This window comes from Flavobacterium sp. (assembly GCF_043773265.1).
Lineage (GTDB): Bacteria > Bacteroidota > Bacteroidia > Flavobacteriales > Flavobacteriaceae > Flavobacterium.
The window spans coordinates 34,691-51,298 of record NZ_JAYVFH010000247.1 but is presented as its reverse complement, the minus strand read 5'-3'; the positions used below and the strand labels follow the sequence as shown (position 1 = coordinate 51,298).

12 protein-coding genes and 1 tRNA gene are annotated in these 16,608 nt (G+C 29.8%); 3 read left to right on the top strand and 10 right to left on the bottom strand.

Going from position 1 to position 16,608, the window contains the following annotated elements; translation table 11 throughout:
* The coding region (locus ACH2BO_RS13385; protein ID WP_395045236.1) for a S9 family peptidase at positions 1-2,144 on the bottom strand (2,144 nt) is incomplete at its 3' end.
* An 84-nt stretch (positions 2,145-2,228) separates the two neighbouring features.
* On the opposite strand from ACH2BO_RS13385, the gene ACH2BO_RS13380 reads away from it, so the two are divergent.
* A complete protein-coding gene (locus tag ACH2BO_RS13380) occupies positions 2,229-3,629 on the top strand; it encodes a hydroxymethylglutaryl-CoA reductase, degradative (protein ID WP_395045235.1) in 1,401 nt (466 codons plus the stop codon).
* 159 nt (positions 3,630-3,788) lie between these two features.
* Positions 3,789-4,703 (top strand): GYDIA family GHMP kinase, encoded by a 915-nt coding sequence (locus ACH2BO_RS13375; protein WP_395045234.1) that lies wholly within the window; start codon positions 3,789-3,791, stop codon positions 4,701-4,703.
* Positions 4,704-4,780: 77 nt separating this feature from the next.
* On the opposite strand, the gene ACH2BO_RS13370 is transcribed toward ACH2BO_RS13375, so the two are convergent.
* The 7 genes from ACH2BO_RS13370 to ACH2BO_RS13340 form a co-directional block, all read right to left on the bottom strand.
* Positions 4,781-6,874: a peptidylprolyl isomerase gene (locus ACH2BO_RS13370; protein ID WP_395045233.1), complete on the bottom strand. Its 2,094-nt coding sequence runs from the start codon at positions 6,872-6,874 to the stop codon at positions 4,781-4,783.
* Positions 6,875-6,980: 106 nt separating this feature from the next.
* Positions 6,981-8,240: a hemolysin family protein gene (locus tag ACH2BO_RS13365; RefSeq protein WP_395045232.1), complete on the bottom strand. Its 1,260-nt coding sequence runs from the start codon at positions 8,238-8,240 to the stop codon at positions 6,981-6,983.
* Positions 8,241-8,465: a hypothetical protein gene (locus ACH2BO_RS13360; protein WP_395045231.1), complete on the bottom strand. Its 225-nt coding sequence runs from the start codon at positions 8,463-8,465 to the stop codon at positions 8,241-8,243.
* A 2-nt stretch (positions 8,466-8,467) separates the two neighbouring features.
* Positions 8,468-9,043 (bottom strand): LPS export ABC transporter periplasmic protein LptC, encoded by a 576-nt coding sequence (gene lptC, locus ACH2BO_RS13355; RefSeq protein WP_395045230.1) that lies wholly within the window; start codon positions 9,041-9,043, stop codon positions 8,468-8,470.
* On the bottom strand, positions 9,024-10,283 hold the full coding sequence (locus ACH2BO_RS13350) for a hypothetical protein (protein ID WP_395045229.1): 1,260 nt from the start codon (positions 10,281-10,283) through the stop codon (positions 9,024-9,026). Before ACH2BO_RS13350 ends, lptC begins: the two co-directional genes overlap by 20 nt.
* A gap of 12 nt (positions 10,284-10,295) precedes the next feature.
* Positions 10,296-11,546 carry a hypothetical protein gene (locus ACH2BO_RS13345; protein WP_395045227.1) on the bottom strand — a complete coding sequence of 417 codons (1,251 nt, stop codon included), beginning with the start codon at positions 11,544-11,546 and terminating at the stop codon, positions 10,296-10,298.
* On the bottom strand, positions 11,539-12,270 hold the full coding sequence (locus ACH2BO_RS13340) for a type III pantothenate kinase (protein WP_395045226.1): 732 nt from the start codon (positions 12,268-12,270) through the stop codon (positions 11,539-11,541). Before ACH2BO_RS13340 ends, ACH2BO_RS13345 begins: the two co-directional genes overlap by 8 nt.
* Positions 12,271-12,369: 99 nt before the next feature.
* Between ACH2BO_RS13340 and ACH2BO_RS13335 the strand changes: the two genes are divergently transcribed.
* A tRNA-Phe gene (locus tag ACH2BO_RS13335) sits at positions 12,370-12,442 on the top strand.
* 117 nt (positions 12,443-12,559) lie between these two features.
* On the opposite strand, the gene ACH2BO_RS13330 is transcribed toward ACH2BO_RS13335, so the two are convergent.
* Together ACH2BO_RS13330 and ACH2BO_RS13325 are read right to left on the bottom strand one after the other, a co-directional pair.
* Positions 12,560-15,442, bottom strand: coding sequence for an alpha-amylase family glycosyl hydrolase (locus ACH2BO_RS13330; protein ID WP_395045225.1), 2,883 nt, complete (start codon positions 15,440-15,442; stop codon positions 12,560-12,562).
* A 65-nt stretch (positions 15,443-15,507) separates the two neighbouring features.
* Positions 15,508-16,605, bottom strand: coding sequence for a SusE domain-containing protein (locus tag ACH2BO_RS13325; RefSeq protein ID WP_395045224.1), 1,098 nt, complete (start codon positions 16,603-16,605; stop codon positions 15,508-15,510).
* Positions 16,606-16,608: the final 3 nt, after the last annotated feature.

Sequence of the window (16,608 nt, the reverse complement as noted above, 5' to 3'; positions counted from 1 at the left end):
GTCATTTTATTATACAATTGAATTCTTGTTTTTCCGCCATAAATTCCATGATTTTTATCAGGATAAACTGCCCAGTCAAATTGCTTGTTGGATTGTACCAGAGCTTCAATCATTTGCATTGAATTTTGAAAATGCACGTTATCATCTGCTGTTCCATGAATTAAAAGAAAATTTCCTTTTAATTTATCTGTAAAATTTATTGGCGAATTACTGTCATATCCACTTGCGTTTTCTTGTGGCGTTTGTAAATATCTTTCGGTATAAATACTGTCATAAAATCTCCAATTGGTAACTGGCGCAACAGCAATGGCAGTTTTAAAAACATCTGCACCTTTTAAAATACAATTGCTTGCCATAAATCCTCCATACGACCAGCCAAATATACCAATTCTAGTTTTATCTACATAAGAATAATTTCCTATAACTTTGGCAGCATCAATTTGGTCTTCAACTTCATATTTTCCTAATTCTTTTTGGGTAATTTTCTTGAAAGCTGCACCTTTAAAACCTGTTCCACGACCATCAACACAAGCAATTATATAACCTTGTTGCGACAACATCATAAACCACATATCATTGGTATCTAACCAATTATTGGCAACTTCTTGCGAACCTGGACCAGAATATTGATACATAAAAACTGGATATTTCTTGGTTGCATCAAAATCTTTTGGCTTAATCATCCAAGCGTTTAGCTTGTTTCCTTTTTCTGTAGTAAGTTCGAAAAATTCCTTATTTGGAAGATTATATTTCTTTAATTTTTCTAATAAAGCATCGTTGTTTACAATAGATTGCACTTGTTTTCCATCTTTAGAATTATTCAAAGTATAAATTGTTGGAACAGTTACGCTTGAAAAAGTATTGATAAAATAATCAAAATTTGGACTAAAAGTGGCAGAATTAGTTCCTACTTGTTGTGATAATTTGACTTTCTTTTTTCCGTCGAGCGAAATTTTATAAACATCCCGAACTATTGAACCATTTTCAACCGATTGATAATAAATAGTTTTGTTTTTTTCGTCAAAACCATAATAAGCAGTTACTTCCCAATTTCCTTTGGTAACTTGATTTTTTAATTTTCCTGTTTTATCAAATAAATAAATGTGGTTGAAACCATCTTTTTCTGATGTCCAAATAAAACTATTGTCTTTTAAAAATGTTAAATTATCAGTTACATCTACATAAGCTTTGTCTTTTTCGTTCATTACAACTTTGGCATTTCCAGTAGTTGCGTCAACAAATATCAAATCTAGATTGTCTTGATGACGGTTTAAAACTTGTGCACAAACAATGTTGGCATCATTCGTCCATTTCATTCTTGCAATATAAAAGTCTTGATAATTTCCAAGATTTATATCTTTTTTAGATTTAGCATTTACATCATAAATATGTAAAGAAACAGTAGCGTTTTTTTCGCCAGCTTTTGGATATTTAAATGTTTCAACCGTTGGATACAATTCTTTTTTATAAATATTCATTGTAAATTCTGGCACTTCAGTTTCGTCAAAACGAATAAATGCTATTTTTTTAGAATCGGTACTCCAATCGAATGCTTTCACAAAGGCAAATTCTTCTTCATAAACCCAATCCGTAATTCCGTTAATTATAGCGTTTTTCTTTCCGTCAGAAGTAATTTGCACCGTTTGTTTGGACTCAATATCATATACAAATAAATCATTTGCTTTAGCATAAGCCACTTTTAAACCATCTGGAGAAAGCGTTGGTTCTTGAACTTGTTCAAATAATTTAGATAATTCTTTAGTTGTAGAATTATACAGATAATAATCGGCAGTAAACGAATGACGAAAAATTGGATTGGTATTGTTAGCAATTAAAATAAGTTTTTCATCAGACGAAAAAGTATAACTATCAATTCCATCTGACAATGCTGGGAAACTTTTAGTATCTATTAAAGTAGATGTTTTCTTTAGTGTAGCATAATCGTACAAATCTATTTGCTGACTATTAGAAGTTCTATCAGAATTTAAAATTGTGTATTGATTGGTGTTTTTCATTGCTTGCAATTCGTCCATTCCTTTGGTTCGAAAAGCTCCAGTGTATATTTCTTCAACAGTAATTTTTTGTTGTGCAACTAGCGAAATACTTACTAAAAATAGTAGTGCAAAAAGTTTAATTGATTTCATTTTTTAATTTGATTATAAACGACACCAATTTTAGTGAAAAATTTGGAAATAATTGCCATTATTTATGTTAAATGCAATTTTAGGATGCTTTATTTTTATCTGAAACCAAATATAACAATAAAATCTAAAACGTATCTTTACAAAAAATATAGCCAAAATCATTTCAACATGAAAAACGCCATTGCAGGATTTTCTAAACTAAGTAAAGAAGAAAAAATAAATTGGATTGCCAATGAATACTTTTCAAATCCAAATGAAGCTATATCGACAATAAAGCAATATTGGAATAGCGATGAAAATCTTCAAAAATTACACGACGAATTTATAGAAAACACTATTACCAATTTCTATTTGCCAATGGGAATTGCACCTAATTTTCTTGTAAACGGAAAATATCATTCAATTCCTATGGTTATTGAAGAAAGTTCGGTTGTTGCTGCAGCATCTAAATCGGCAAAATATTGGAGTACTCGTGGCGGTTTTAAAGCAACTGTTTTAAATTCTGAAAAAATTGGTCAAGTTCATTTTATTTATAAAGGTGATTCTGAAAAACTAGAAAAATTCTTCTCACAAATAAAAAATAAATTCTTCATTGCAACTGAAAGCATTACTAAAAATATGCAAAAACGTGGCGGTGGAATTTTAGATATTGAACTGAGAAATAAAACCAACGAACTAGAAAATTACTATCAACTTCATGCTACTTTTGAAACCAAAGATAGTATGGGTGCTAATTTTATTAACTCTTGTTTAGAACAATTTGCTAAAACTTTAAAGGAAGAATCTTTACTTTTTGATGATTTTTTAGAAGAAGAAAAAAATATCGAAGTTATAATGAGCATATTATCTAATTATGTTCCTAATTGCGTTGTACGAGCAGAAGTTTCATGTAAAGTTGAAGAATTATCAGATAAAAACATTTCAAATCCTAAAGAATTTGCAGAGAAAATTATTCAAGCCATTCGCATTGCAGAAGTAGAACCTTTTCGTGCTGTAACTCATAATAAAGGAATTATGAATGGTGTTGATGCTGTTGTGCTTGCAACTGGAAATGATTTTCGCGCTGTGGAAGCTGGAGTTCATGTTTATGCATCAAGAAACGGAAAATATACAAGTTTATCTCATGCTAAAATAGAAAATGATATTTTTACTTACTGGTTAGAAATTCCTTTAGCTTTGGGAACTGTTGGAGGTTTAACTTCGTTGCATCCAATGGTGAAAATGGCTTTAGAAATTTTAGGAAAACCATCTGCGCATGATTTGATGAAATTGGTTGCGGTTACAGGATTGGCGCAAAATTTTGCAGCTTTGCGTTCTTTAACCACGACTGGAATTCAAGAAGGACATATGAAAATGCATATAAATAATATTTTAAATCAGTTTAAAACAACTGATGAAGAACGGAAATTGATAAAAAAACATTTTGAAAATAATGCAATATCACATTCAGTAGTAGTTGAATTTATTGAAAATTTGAGGAAATAAGTTTTTTATTAAGGCACTTCGACTGCGCTCAGTATGACAAAAAAGCTTGTTGGCTTAGTGAGTTTGTGAAAAAATATATAAATTATTAACTTTTAATATACAAACTATGTGTTTTAGCGTCTTCGTGGCAAATACTTTACTGAAACAAGTTTATCATAAATGAAAAAAGAATTCTACAGCAACGGAAAATTATTAATAACAGGAGAATATGTTGTTCTTGATGGTGCGAAATCATTGGCATTACCTACAAAATTTGGTCAGAATTTAATTATTGAAGAAGCACAAAACGATTTAATTCATTGGACAAGTTTTGATGCTGACGGAAGCATTTGGTTTGAAGACACAATTCCGTTTTCATCTATAATTAGAAAAGAACGATTTGATGATGCTAAAAACATTAAGAATACTTTAATTGAAATTTTGAGCGAAGCTTATAAATTGAATTCAGATTTTATTACTAAATCAAGAGGTTACACTATTAAAACAGAATTAACTTTTCCGAAATTTTGGGGTTTAGGAACATCATCAACATTAATAAATAATATTTCTCAATGGTTACAAATTGATGCTTTTACATTGTTAAGAAATAGTTTTGGCGGAAGTGGTTATGATATTGCTTGTGCTCAAAATAATTCTGCAATTCTCTATCAATTAATTAATGAAAAACCAAAGATTGAAAATATAGTTTTTAAACCAAATTTTACAGAAAATATATATTTTGTATATCTAAATAAAAAACAAAATAGCAAATTGGCAATTGCATCTTATTATAATAAACAACCTAAAGTTTTTAAAATTATTGAAAAAATTAATGCCTTTACAAATACAATTATAAAAACTGAGAGTGTAAAAGAATTTGCTGAAGCTCTAAAAAAACACGAAATAGAAATGAGTTTGGTTTTAGAATTACAAACGGTTCAAGAAATATTATTTCATGATTTTATTGGTGTTGTAAAAAGTCTTGGTGCTTGGGGTGGAGATTTTGTTATGGTAGTTTCTAAAGAAAACCCAACAGAATATTTCAATGAAAAAGGATTTGAAATTGTAATTCCATATTGTGAAATGATTTTATAATATCATCTAAAATTAAAATAAAAATCCCAATTTGAAAAAACAAATTGGGATTTTTATTACTGTAGATTTTAAATTTATTAATAAAATTCTAATCTGTTATCGTCAATTTTAGCATCATTTTTTAATGCTGGAATTATTCTTCCTGCAGCTTGACCTGCGCTACCTTTTAATTTATTTACATAATCGTCATACTTTGCAATTTTTGGTGCTTTCGCAACTGATTTTGCTTTGATTACATATACTCCACTGTTACCTTCGATTGGTGCAGAAATTTTGTTTGCAGCAGTTCCATAAGCAGTTCCAACAACTTTTAGTTCCATTCCAGCTCCAGCTAAAACTGGGTTATCAATAGTAACATCTAACGCTTGTTGAACAGTTGTTGCGTTTGCTTTTGCAATTGTATCAAGTGAGCTACCTTTCATTTTAGCCATTAATTTTTCGGCTTTTTTCTGATTTTTCAAAGTAGTTTCAATCATTGGTTTAGCTTCTTCAACAGTCATCAAACCTTTTTGGTTTACTTTTTTCAATTTAGCAATTAGGTGACCAACATTAACAATTTCAAAACGTTTTACATCGCCAACATTAGTGTCTTCGTTATAAGCCCATTTTACAATTTGTCTTTGGTTTCCAACAGATCCAAAACTTTCGTCCATTGGCTTAGCTTTTATTGCAGGATTTACAATTACTCCAGCTGCTTTTGCAACTGTTGCAAAGTCTTTTCCGGCTGCATCCATTTCAAATTTAGTTGCTTTTGTGTATACTAAATTTGTAGTTGATTCTGAAGGATCAATTCTTTGAGCTATTGTAGCTAAACGAATTGCATCTTGTTTGTCTGTAACATTAATAACATGATAACCAAATTCAGATTCTACTAATCCTATTCTTCCAATTGGATTATTAAACACAAAATCATTGAAAGGTTTTACCATTTGATTTTGACCAAAAAACCCTAAATCACCACCTTGTTGAGCAGAAGAATCATCAGAACTTGTTAGTGCTAACATTGCAAAACTTGCAGGATTAGCTAATGCTTGAGCTAATATACTTTCGGCTTTAGCTTTAGCTTGTTCTTTAGTTCTTTTTTCTTTTTTGTTTGGCAATTGTGTTCCTTCCCAGCTTATTAAGATATGACTTGCTTTAGCTTTTGCTCCTGATTTTCTTCCCATTGATTTAGAAATACTATAGTTTTTTCCGTTCATGTATGGTCCATAAATTTCTCCTGCAGGCAAATTAAATAATGCTTCTGCATGTTCTGCAGGCAAATCTTGTTTTGCTATATAAGTAGAATCATAAGGTGTATCAGAATTTAAAGTAACAAATTCTTGAACATTTGTAGCTGCTTTAAAACTTGGTAATGTATCGTTTTGATTGGTTTCTTTGTTAAAAACAACTCCTCCAACTAAAAGTGCATTTACTTTATTTTTTACTTCATCTTCATCTTGTTTAGATGGTTTATCTTCTATAATTACATATTCTATTTCACGAGTTCCATCTGATTTGAATTTTTTCTCGTGTTTTTTCATGTAATCTAAATACTCTTCATCTGTAACTTTAATATCGCTATCTTTTACAGTTGAGTATGGAACGGCAACATATTCAAAAGAAACTTTGTTGGTTTCTAATTCATATTTAAACTTTCCTTCTGCAGTAGTTGTATACATTCCGCCTTTTACTAACGCTGCATACATTTGATATTTTGCATTTAAAACAGCATCTTTTTCTCTATCCTTCATCATTTGAGCTTGATCAGGATTGGTAACAAAATACTCTTTGAATTTTTTTAAATCAAATTTACCCAATTCGTTTTGAAACGCAAGATTTTGACCAATATTTGGATCGTTTTTGAAGTTTTCAATTATATGTTTTTCACCAGCACGAAGTCCTAAAGTTTCAAACTCAGAAGTTAACAATGCAATTGCAATTTCTTGATCCCAAAGTTGATTTGCGGCTTGAGTTGTTGTTGTACCTTGACCGTTTTTTTCCATATTTGCTACTTTCATTCTAAAAGTTTCAAATGGAATTTCTTTACCGTTTATATTTCCTACGTCTTTAGAAGGTGAATTAAAACCTCCGTTTTGGATTAAATCTCCAATAATAAATGCTAATAGACAAAACCCTATAACTAATATTAAAAGTAATGAACGTTGTCTGATTTTTTGTAAAACTGCCATTTTTAAGTTTGTTATTTTTATTTCAGTTTGCGAAAATACAATTATCTATGAAATAATTATAATACTAGACTATTAATTTACAATAAAATAGTATTTTTTTTATTTTTTACTCTCTAATTGTCATTTTCACCAAATCTATTTTAGTGTTTGAAGCTTCTTCTATGCTAAAATGAAAGTTATCAATTACTATTTGAGCTCCTTTTTGAGGAATTTCTTTTGTGAAATTTACAATAAATCCGCCAAGTGTTCCATAAGAATCATTTTCTGGAATATTGAGTTTGTATTCTTCGTTTAAATAAGTAACATCTAATCGAGCTGAAAAGAGGTAATTGTTTTCGTCTATTTGAGTTTCTAACAATTCTTCGTCATTGTCGTGTTCGTCTTCAATTTCTCCAAAAAGTTCTTCAACAATATCTTCAACTGTAATTATACCCGAAGTTCCTCCATATTCGTCTAGAATGATTGCAACACTTTTTCTTTTTTTGGTTAAAAGATTTAAGACATCTTTAATAAAAATCGTTTCTGGAACAAATTCTACAGCTATCATTATTGATTTAATGCTTCGTGGTTTTTTAAACAATTCAAACGAATGTATATATCCAATAATATCATCTAATGAGTTTTGATAAATTAAAATTTTAGAATAACCTGTTTTAATAAATAGTTCTTTTAATTCTGATATTGAACTATGTAACTCTACAGCAACAAGTTCTGTTCTTGGCGTCATTATTTCTCTTGCTTTTACTCCTGAAAATTCGAGTGCATTTTGAAAAATTTGAATTTCAGAATCTACATTTTCATTTTCATCCACTGTACTCATTTGTTCGTTAATATAGTTTCCTAATTCTACTTTACTAAAAAATGATGGTACATAATCGCCTTGGGTTTTAAAGAATTTTTTTAAAATAAAATCAGAAATCCAAATTACAAATGATGATAAATAGTTAAATATTATGTAGAAAAAATAGCTTGGAATTGCAAAAAACTTAATCAATGTATTGGCATAAATTTGAAAAAATACTTTTGGTAAGAATTCAGAAGTTATTAATACTATTAGTGTTGAGATTATAGTTTGAAGTAATAAATTAGTAAGTTCTGAGAAATGATATTCAAAGGAGTTTATCCAATTCATTACTAAATCGCCCATAAAAAAACCATATACAACTAGTGCAATATTGTTTCCAACAAGCATTGTTGCTATAAATTTAGACGGCTTTTCGGTGATTTTTGTTAAAATTTTTGATAGAAAAGTATCTTGTTTTTTTTCGATTTCAAGATAAATTTTATTGCTAGAAACATAGGCAATTTCCATTCCTGCAAAAAAAGCACAAAGAAGTAAACATGTTATGATTACTACTATTTCCATTTAGGAATTAGATTGGTTTTCTTGACTATTCTTTTGGTTTTGATTTTTTCTTTCTTCAAATTTTTTTGCAAAATGACTTCTAAAAAAATAGGTAAAAAATGCTGTTGCGGCAATAATAACTTGTAGCCATGGTTTTTCTGGCTCATTCCATTTAGAAATTGCATCATAAGTCATTACTGCTCCTACGATTAAATAAATGTATTTTGTAATGTTTAGATAATTCATAATTATTTTGAGCTTTCTACTTCGCCAGTTATTCTTTGCGAATTTATTATTTTAAAGTCTTTACTAAAATCTACTCCTTCGCCATAAGTGAATCCTTTTGGATCAGTAAATTTAAATCTTTTTTCGGTATAAAACCATTCGTTTTTTTGGTCAAAATACAATTGTTCTGTTTCAAATATTTGTCCAGTTTCGTTTGTTATTTTTACACTTCCTTGCAAATCAATTAAATCTGTGTTTTTAAATGATACTGCATATTTTGATGTTACAAATGTTTTTTTTCCATTTTCGTCATACATTGTAACTTTTATTCCAACAGGAAATTCGGTAAAAGGAAACGCAACAGTTGCATAATCTAGCATTTTTGGGCTTATTAAGATTGATTTAATTCGTCCTGAATCTGTATATTTTAAATTAATAGAATCAGCTTCTCCGCTTGGTGCAAATTCGGCAAAATTAGATTTTTGAACTTCTTTAAAATTACTTTCGCATGAAGTCATTACAAGCAATGAATAGATAATTGCTGATGCAAAAAAAAGTTTTTTTATTGAAAGAATCGCTTTAAAACTGTACTGTTTCATTTATCCAACAATTGATTAAAACCTTGTTATTAAATTTTTTCAAAGAATTTAATTCTTCTTTTGTAGGTGCGTTTTTTTGAGTTTCTTTTTCAAAAATAGATTCTGTAGCTTTATATTTTGGCTCTTTTAATGCTGCTTTTTGTGCTGTTAAATAAACAAGTCGTTTTATAGCTTTTTTTTCGATTTCTGTAGTTGCACATTCATTAGAATTTGAATATAAATTTACTAAAAACATATCATATTCACCATTAGCAGGATTGTTTTGCATTGCCAATTGAAGCATTTCTTTAGATTTTGCTTTATTATCTTGAGCAAGAATAGTTGCTAGTGTATAATAAATAGATGCTTTTTCTAATTTATCAGTTGCCAATGTTGCAGATAAAGAAAGATATTCTAATGCTTTTTCTCTGTTCCTGTTTTTTAAATTATAATTCGCTATATGATATGCCGATTTTGAAGTAGGATTTAATGTGTGTGATTTATTAGCAATTGTTCCAAATATTTTTGAATTGGGTGCTATTTCTGAAAGCAAAGTTGCTGTTGACGATAGCCATAATGGATTTTCTTTATTAGATTCAAAATTATTTTCAGAATAAGAAATGATATTTTCTTTATTAAAATCATCTTTTACTAATGAATTTACTGCTAGAATTGCATTGTCAAATTCAACTTTTTTTTCTGGAAAGTCAACGCTGTTTTTTTCAATAACTTCAATTACTTGACTGTATCTATTTAATAAATTGTCAAAGGAAATACTGTTTTTCTTGTCGTTATATTTTTCTTTAAATAGTTTAAAGTAAGTAAATAAAGCGTTTGGGTTTTTATATTGAAATTTGTCTTTTGCGAATGCTTTGTCAAAACTGAGGTAAGCTTCATCATCTTTTACAATGTTATTTTCATAAAGAAGCATTGCTTTACTAATTAAATTTCCGTTATTATTTAATGGAAAATTTTTATCGTATAAATCATAAAATTTGATTAGCTCTCTAATTTCATTTTCTTTTTTATCGCTTGCAGCAAATTCTATATTGTTTTGAAGAACTTCTATTCCCAAAAGATAAATATCTTCTGAATTTGAAGCACATTTAAGTTTTATTTGAGATAAAATTTCGTTTGCCTGCTTATACTCTTTATTAGAAATATTAGAAGATAGTTGTTTTAGTTTTTCTGCACAATTAATTTCTTGTGAAAAAAGAATTTCACTAGAAAAAACAAGTAAAATTAATATAACTGTCTTCATGATTTAACCAAATTAGTTTATTTTACGTTTCTTAAACCATTCATCATTAAATGAAATTCCAATGCTTATGTTGGCATAATTTTCTTCTATTAAACCTGCATTTGTTGTTCCTCTTTTTCCTAATTCAAAACCTAAATTAATGTTAGAAAAAGTTCCTCCTAAAGGTAACCCTAGTCCTAAAGACATTGCATAATCTTTAATTGGCTGACCATAAACAAGTAATCCTGTGTTTTCATATCTAAAACCACCACGATAGGTAACTTTTTTTAAATAACTTGTATAAGATGAATATTTAGGAATGTAATATCCACCTAAACTATATCTAACAGAATTTTCATAAGTTGCATTATTAATATCATTAAATCTATTGCCTAAATCGCTTGTTCCTTGCAAGGTAATTTCTGCTCCAACAGTCCATTTTCTTACTTCTCCAATTGCAGCACCAAAAGCCAATTTAGAAGGTAATTTTAATTTAGAATCGGCAACAACGACTTCTTCTTCATCAACAACAAATTCTCCGCCAGTTGACAAGAATTGAACTGTTGCAATTTTTCTTTCGTTATTTAAATTCAAATTAGATTGAGGAGAATAGGTTAAAGAACTAAAAAGTGTTAGTTTTTTATTTAGTTTAGATTGATAAGCAAGTCCAGTATTGATATTAACTCCAGAAACTTCTGAAATATTTTTTTCTCTTGAGCCAAATTGTACTCCATCAATAAACGCAATACTTGAAGTTTCTATATTTCCAAAATTGTATTGAAAATCAGCTCCAAAACTAAAATTTTTAGAAAATTGATATCCAACACCAACAAATGCTTTGTTAATTCCTCCGGTTCCATTAAATTTTTTAGTTGTTGGATCATCTGCTGTTGCAAAACTTTGAATTTTATATCCAACCGAAGAATAAGGAATTAAACCAAATCCAAATCCAAATTTCTTTGAAGGCAATCCAACAGCCAAATAATCTAGAGTTGTTCTTTGAGATTTTTCTTTTTGAGTATAAGTTTTTAGTTTGGTTGGTGTAAAAGTTCCAGCTAATGCAAAAGTTGTTAATTTTAATCCCGATAAATAGGCAGGATTTTGCAAATTAATATGAATACTGTCTGGAATTATTGATATTCCACCCATTGAACGGTTTTCTATTGAACCTCTAAAACGAACATCACCAATACCATAAAAAGAATAAGGAGAAGATGTACCTTCTTGTGCTAAAGAAACTAAAGATAAAAATAAGCTTATGCTTAAAATAAAATTTTTAATCATTGTGATTGTATTGATATGTTTGATTTAAACTTTCTAAAAGAAAATTTGAATTGGCAAATATGGTATTTTTTAATCGTTTAGCCAAAAATTCTGCATCGCCACCAGTTAAAATTATGATAAAGTTATCATTTTCATGTAATTTGGAGTTAATAAAACCATCTATTTCCATTGAAACACCATTTACAATTCCCGAATGAATAGATTGTATTGTAGAATTTCCAATAATGTTTTCTGGAATCTCTTTGTTTAGCAATGGTAACTTTGCTGTATAATTGTGTAATGATTCATATCTTAATCTAATTCCTGGCGATATTGCTCCGCCTAAATAATTATCTTTTTCATCGATAAAATCATAAGTTATACAAGTTCCTGCATCTATAACTAGTCGATTTTTTTTTGGAAATTGTAAAACTGCACCACAAGCTAAAACCATTCTATCTATTCCTAAACTATTTGGCGTTGCATACTTGTTTTGAAAAGGAAATTTAGTTTCTCTTGTAATAAAAAAGACTTTAATACCTACAATTTCTTCAATAAAGTCTTCTTTATTGAGTTTTGAAACAGATGCAATTACACAATTTTTAATATTTGGGAAGTTTTTTACAATACAATCAACTGCATTTTTCCAATCAGAACTTGCTGCTATTTCTTTTTGCAACAACGTATTGTGTTCAAATACAGCTAATTTGATTTTGGTGTTACCTACATCGATGGCTAGAAGCATATTTATATTTTTTGAAAGGCAAAGTTACAAATAGATTTTTTTTAAAAATTGTTTTGTATAAATTAAAATTCATTCTATATTTGCACCTCTTAAAAGAAAGGTACCTTAGCTCAGATGGTAGAGCAATGGACTGAAAATCCATGTGTCCCTGGTTCGATCCCTGGAGGTACCACAAAAAAATCCGAATAGAAATATTCGGATTTTTTGTTTCTATAATGTTCTTCCAAAAAAAAACTTTTCAAATAAATGAAAAGTCTTTTAGAAATCTATTTTAACTAACTCGAACTCTTTATTGTTTTATTAATTTCATTGTTTTTTGATGATTGTTATCATCTGAAACTTTTATTAAATAAATACCTTGATTCAAATCGTAAATTGGATATTGATTGTTTTCTACTTGACTTTCAAATGTTTTAACTAGTTGTCCCGTAATAGAAAATATTTGAACTTTAGTAAAACTTGAGTTATCAATTGAAAAATAAGTTGAAGCAGGATTTGGATATAAACTTACATCTAATAATGGATTAAAATCTACAGTGCTTAATGCAGGTTGATTTCCGTAAATTCTAAAACCACCTGAGTCAACATTAATTAACATTGCAGTATTTGTTACATTTATTGTTGAATTATCCATTAAATTATACCAAGTTCCTGCAAATGGAAAATCTGCAATGATATCTAAATTTGCAACTGAGAAATTTGCAAGAATGACAACATTAGATAATGGTGCTGCTGCTCCATATAAATAAACTCTTTGTCTAACATTATTGTTAACTCCACCTTGACCGCTAATTGTGTAATTGGCATTAAATACAGCATTGTTTTTTTTAAGATCAATCATCTTTGCCCAATTATTGTATACAACGCTTCTAGACACATCTGTTAACCAGTTGCTCGTCCATTGTGGTTGTAATTTAGTGTCTAGTTTACAGTCGCCTGCAGTTACATCATAATCTGTATTTACAGAACCACTATTGCACGTGAATATTGAACCTGCATGACCTAAATCACCAAAATGCCATATCATTTTTGGACCAGGAATTAGCAAACTTACTGCTCCAATTGCTGACATTCTTTTGATAGTATTTGTTAGATTTCCGTTTACTGGAAATGCTCCAGAACCATTTCCGAAGGTAAGTGCTGAATATAAAATTCTTTCTTTATCATGACTTTCAGGATATCCAATTAATCTTTTACCTGTAAATCCTCTAGAAACGTGTCCCATTCTTGTAATGTCTTTATCACCAGAAGTTCCTTGTGCAAGTTCAGCATATTTTGAAGTCATTTCACCCCACATCATGATTCCTTTACTTGGTGTTTCACCAATTCTATAATTTGCCCATTGTTGTTCTTCATTATCGGCACCAAGATGTTCAAAAATAACATAATGGTTAGTATCCAAACTCCAAGAATAATCTGCATATTCTTTTAAAACTGCAACTCTATCAGCTTGATAAGCATTAGTACAAGTGTCATCACCAGAAGAACATGCTTGAGTAAATCCTTTGGTTAAATCCCAACGGAAACCATCAATTTTAAACTCGTTAATCCATTGTTTAACAACTCTTTTGGTATAATTTTTTGTTAATGCAGAAGCATGATTAAAATCAGCTCCAACACCATAACTGTGTTTTGCAAACTCATTATAATATGGATTATCGGCAGCAGGATCACCCCAACCATCGCCATCGGCATCTTTCATCCACATTCTTACCATAGGGTTTCTTCCAAAAGAATGATTTAAAGCTACATCTAGAATTACTGCAATTCCGTTTTGATGACATAAATCTATAAATTCTTTAAATTTATTAGCAGTGCCATAAAACTTATCTAATGCTAAATGATATGCAGTATTGTAACCCCAAGATTCATTTCCTTCAAATTCCATTACTGGCATTAATTGAATAGCGTTTACTTTCAAATTTTTAAAGTAATCGATTCTGTTGATTAATGATTGAAAGTTTCTGGTGGCATCGAAATCTCTTATTAGAACTTCATAAACCACTAAATTATCTTTATTTGGTTTTACAAATCCTGTTGTAGCTGCACTCCAAGCATAAGGTGTTTGTCCTGTTTGTAAAACAGTAACTTCTCTTTCTTGACCAACTGGATAAACTGGCAAACTTGGATATGTTGTTGCTGGAATATATGGATCATCAAAAGGAGATAAAACTAATGTTGAATATGGATCGGCGGTTTTAACTAATGCCGGAGAATTTGTAGTTGGTGTAGTATCAACAACCCAATATTGATAGGAATGTTGTTGACCAGAAACTAATCCTGTTAATTCTAACCAAAACTTTCCTGTTGTTGCATCTTTTTTCATTGCATAACTAGAATTTGGTTGCCAGTTATTGAAACTTCCTGCTACATATACAAAATCTTTTCCTGGAGCATCAAGAACTAAGGTAGCTTTTGTTGCATCAGTTGTATTATAGTTTATTCCATCTTCTAAACCAGAAGGAATTGTTTGTGTAACTGTTCCTGGATTTACAATTACATTGAATTTTTTAATTTGAGTTACACTTGCTTGTGTAACTTCAAGTTGATATGCTTGATTTGTAGTAATTCCTGTATGAATAAAAGAATAAGCAGCAGTACTTGCATTTGTATTAATACTTATTCCATTTGCTTTTAAATTATAACTTGCATTTCCGTTAGAGTTTGTTGCAGCTATATTAATGCTTCCGCCTGAATTAATAATAGTAGAACTGTTAACTAAAGGAGAAGTTAAAGTTGATTGAAATAATCCAACTTCTAAAATAACATCTTGTGATTTTTTATCGCCTGTTGCATCTTTAGCTTTTATTAAAAAACCAATTCTTCCGATACCTGTTCTAGAATAAAATGTTTGTGGAACAAATGTAATTGTGTAATTATCTGGTCCAGAATTATAGGTTAATCTATTTGCTTCATTAGAATTTATCCAAGTTCCATTAGTTGGGCAATCTTGAATATTGGCATCATTTACATCGAATGACCATGACCAAATATAAAGTGCGTTACCAACAATTCCCCATGTAGATTCATTAACACTTGAGCCATTAATTGTAACGGTTATTGCTTGATTTTCTTCGAAAGTTGACGGAGAAACTGAATAGGTAACTGTTTGTTGTTGTGCAAAAACACTTAAGGAAAATAATAAAACAAATAATAAAGTGATTTTTTTCATAGCTTTAAAAATTATAAAAAAGGACTTTCAAAAAGAGAAAGTCCTTTTATTATTTTTTACAAATATTAATTTGCAGTTATTGTATAAGTATATGCTCTTGGATTAGATAAATCTAACTCTACAAGGTAATTTCCAGAAGTTGCAATATTAATATCGCTACCACCTTCATTAAGAGAACCATCTGCACCTGAATCACCATAATTTAAAGTCCATCTGTCGTTTGATCTAAATTTAATTTGGTTACCACCTGTTAATGCAATAGATATACTCCATTTTTTTGTTGTTGGATTGTAAGTCATGTCTTGATCTTGACCAGGAGTACCATCAGGACCAGCTGGCCAATTTAAAGGAGTTGCAGAACCAGTAATTGCCCAACTAGACAAAGTTGTTGTATAGGTCAAAGTTGTTGTGTTAGCTGTTATTTTATAATATCCAGGAGTTGATAATTGAATGTTAGATTCTCCTGTTTGTAATAATGCGCCTGAGAAACTTCCGTCATCACCATAATCACCATCAAAACTTGTGTTTGTTAGTAAAATTTTGAATTCTGGACTTGCAACATTCATGTAAACATATCCTTCAAAATCTGTAAGTCCAAAACCAGAAGCTGCCAATGCAGGTAAAGTTGATGCTGGTGACCAATCTGCGCCATATCCACTTGCATTTAAGAAATTACCAATTGCGTATACTTTTGGAGATTCTGTTGTGTATGGAGTGATGGTAATCGTGATTTTTTCAGAATACATTGGATCAAAACCTGTTGCTGAAGATTTAACTCTTACATCATAGCTTGAAACTGAAAATGGAGTTGCTCCAAGAGTTAAACAAGCTGTATTCATTGATTCTACAGAAACTGAAACTTGATTTGCGCTATTTGCACCACCTAAAACTGCTGGTGTAGCAAAATTTCCGTCTGCAACATCCATTTGAACTTCATAAGATATAGCAACACTACCACCATAATTAGCAGATGTCCATACAAATCTTTCAGCTTGTTGAGTCATGTTTTCTGGAGCTAAAACATAAATACTTGAATCATCTGGCGCACTTAAAACAGGTGCGTCAATTCCTTGAATCGTTGGTCTGTCTTGTACATCATCTGTACTACAAGCTACTGTAAAAACAGCAAATAAAGCTAAAATTGTTTTTGATATATTTTTCATTTT

Bases quoted from the DNA above. Each gene is read 5' to 3' on its own strand.
- ACH2BO_RS13380 (WP_395045235.1), top strand. From the start codon at position 2,229: ATGCTTTATTTTTATCTGAAACCAAATATAACAATAAAATCTAAAACG.
- ACH2BO_RS13375 (WP_395045234.1), top strand. From the start codon at position 3,789: ATGAAAAAAGAATTCTACAGCAACGGAAAATTATTAATAACAGGAGAA.
- ACH2BO_RS13370 (WP_395045233.1), bottom strand. From the start codon at position 6,874: ATGGCAGTTTTACAAAAAATCAGACAACGTTCATTACTTTTAATATTA.
- ACH2BO_RS13365 (WP_395045232.1), bottom strand. From the start codon at position 8,240: ATGGAAATAGTAGTAATCATAACATGTTTACTTCTTTGTGCTTTTTTT.
- ACH2BO_RS13360 (WP_395045231.1), bottom strand. From the start codon at position 8,465: ATGAATTATCTAAACATTACAAAATACATTTATTTAATCGTAGGAGCA.
- lptC (WP_395045230.1), bottom strand. From the start codon at position 9,043: ATGAAACAGTACAGTTTTAAAGCGATTCTTTCAATAAAAAAACTTTTT.
- ACH2BO_RS13350 (WP_395045229.1), bottom strand. From the start codon at position 10,283: ATGAAGACAGTTATATTAATTTTACTTGTTTTTTCTAGTGAAATTCTT.
- ACH2BO_RS13345 (WP_395045227.1), bottom strand. From the start codon at position 11,546: ATGATTAAAAATTTTATTTTAAGCATAAGCTTATTTTTATCTTTAGTT.
- ACH2BO_RS13340 (WP_395045226.1), bottom strand. From the start codon at position 12,270: ATGCTTCTAGCCATCGATGTAGGTAACACCAAAATCAAATTAGCTGTA.
- ACH2BO_RS13330 (WP_395045225.1), bottom strand. From the start codon at position 15,442: ATGAAAAAAATCACTTTATTATTTGTTTTATTATTTTCCTTAAGTGTT.
- ACH2BO_RS13325 (WP_395045224.1), bottom strand. From the start codon at position 16,605: ATGAAAAATATATCAAAAACAATTTTAGCTTTATTTGCTGTTTTTACA.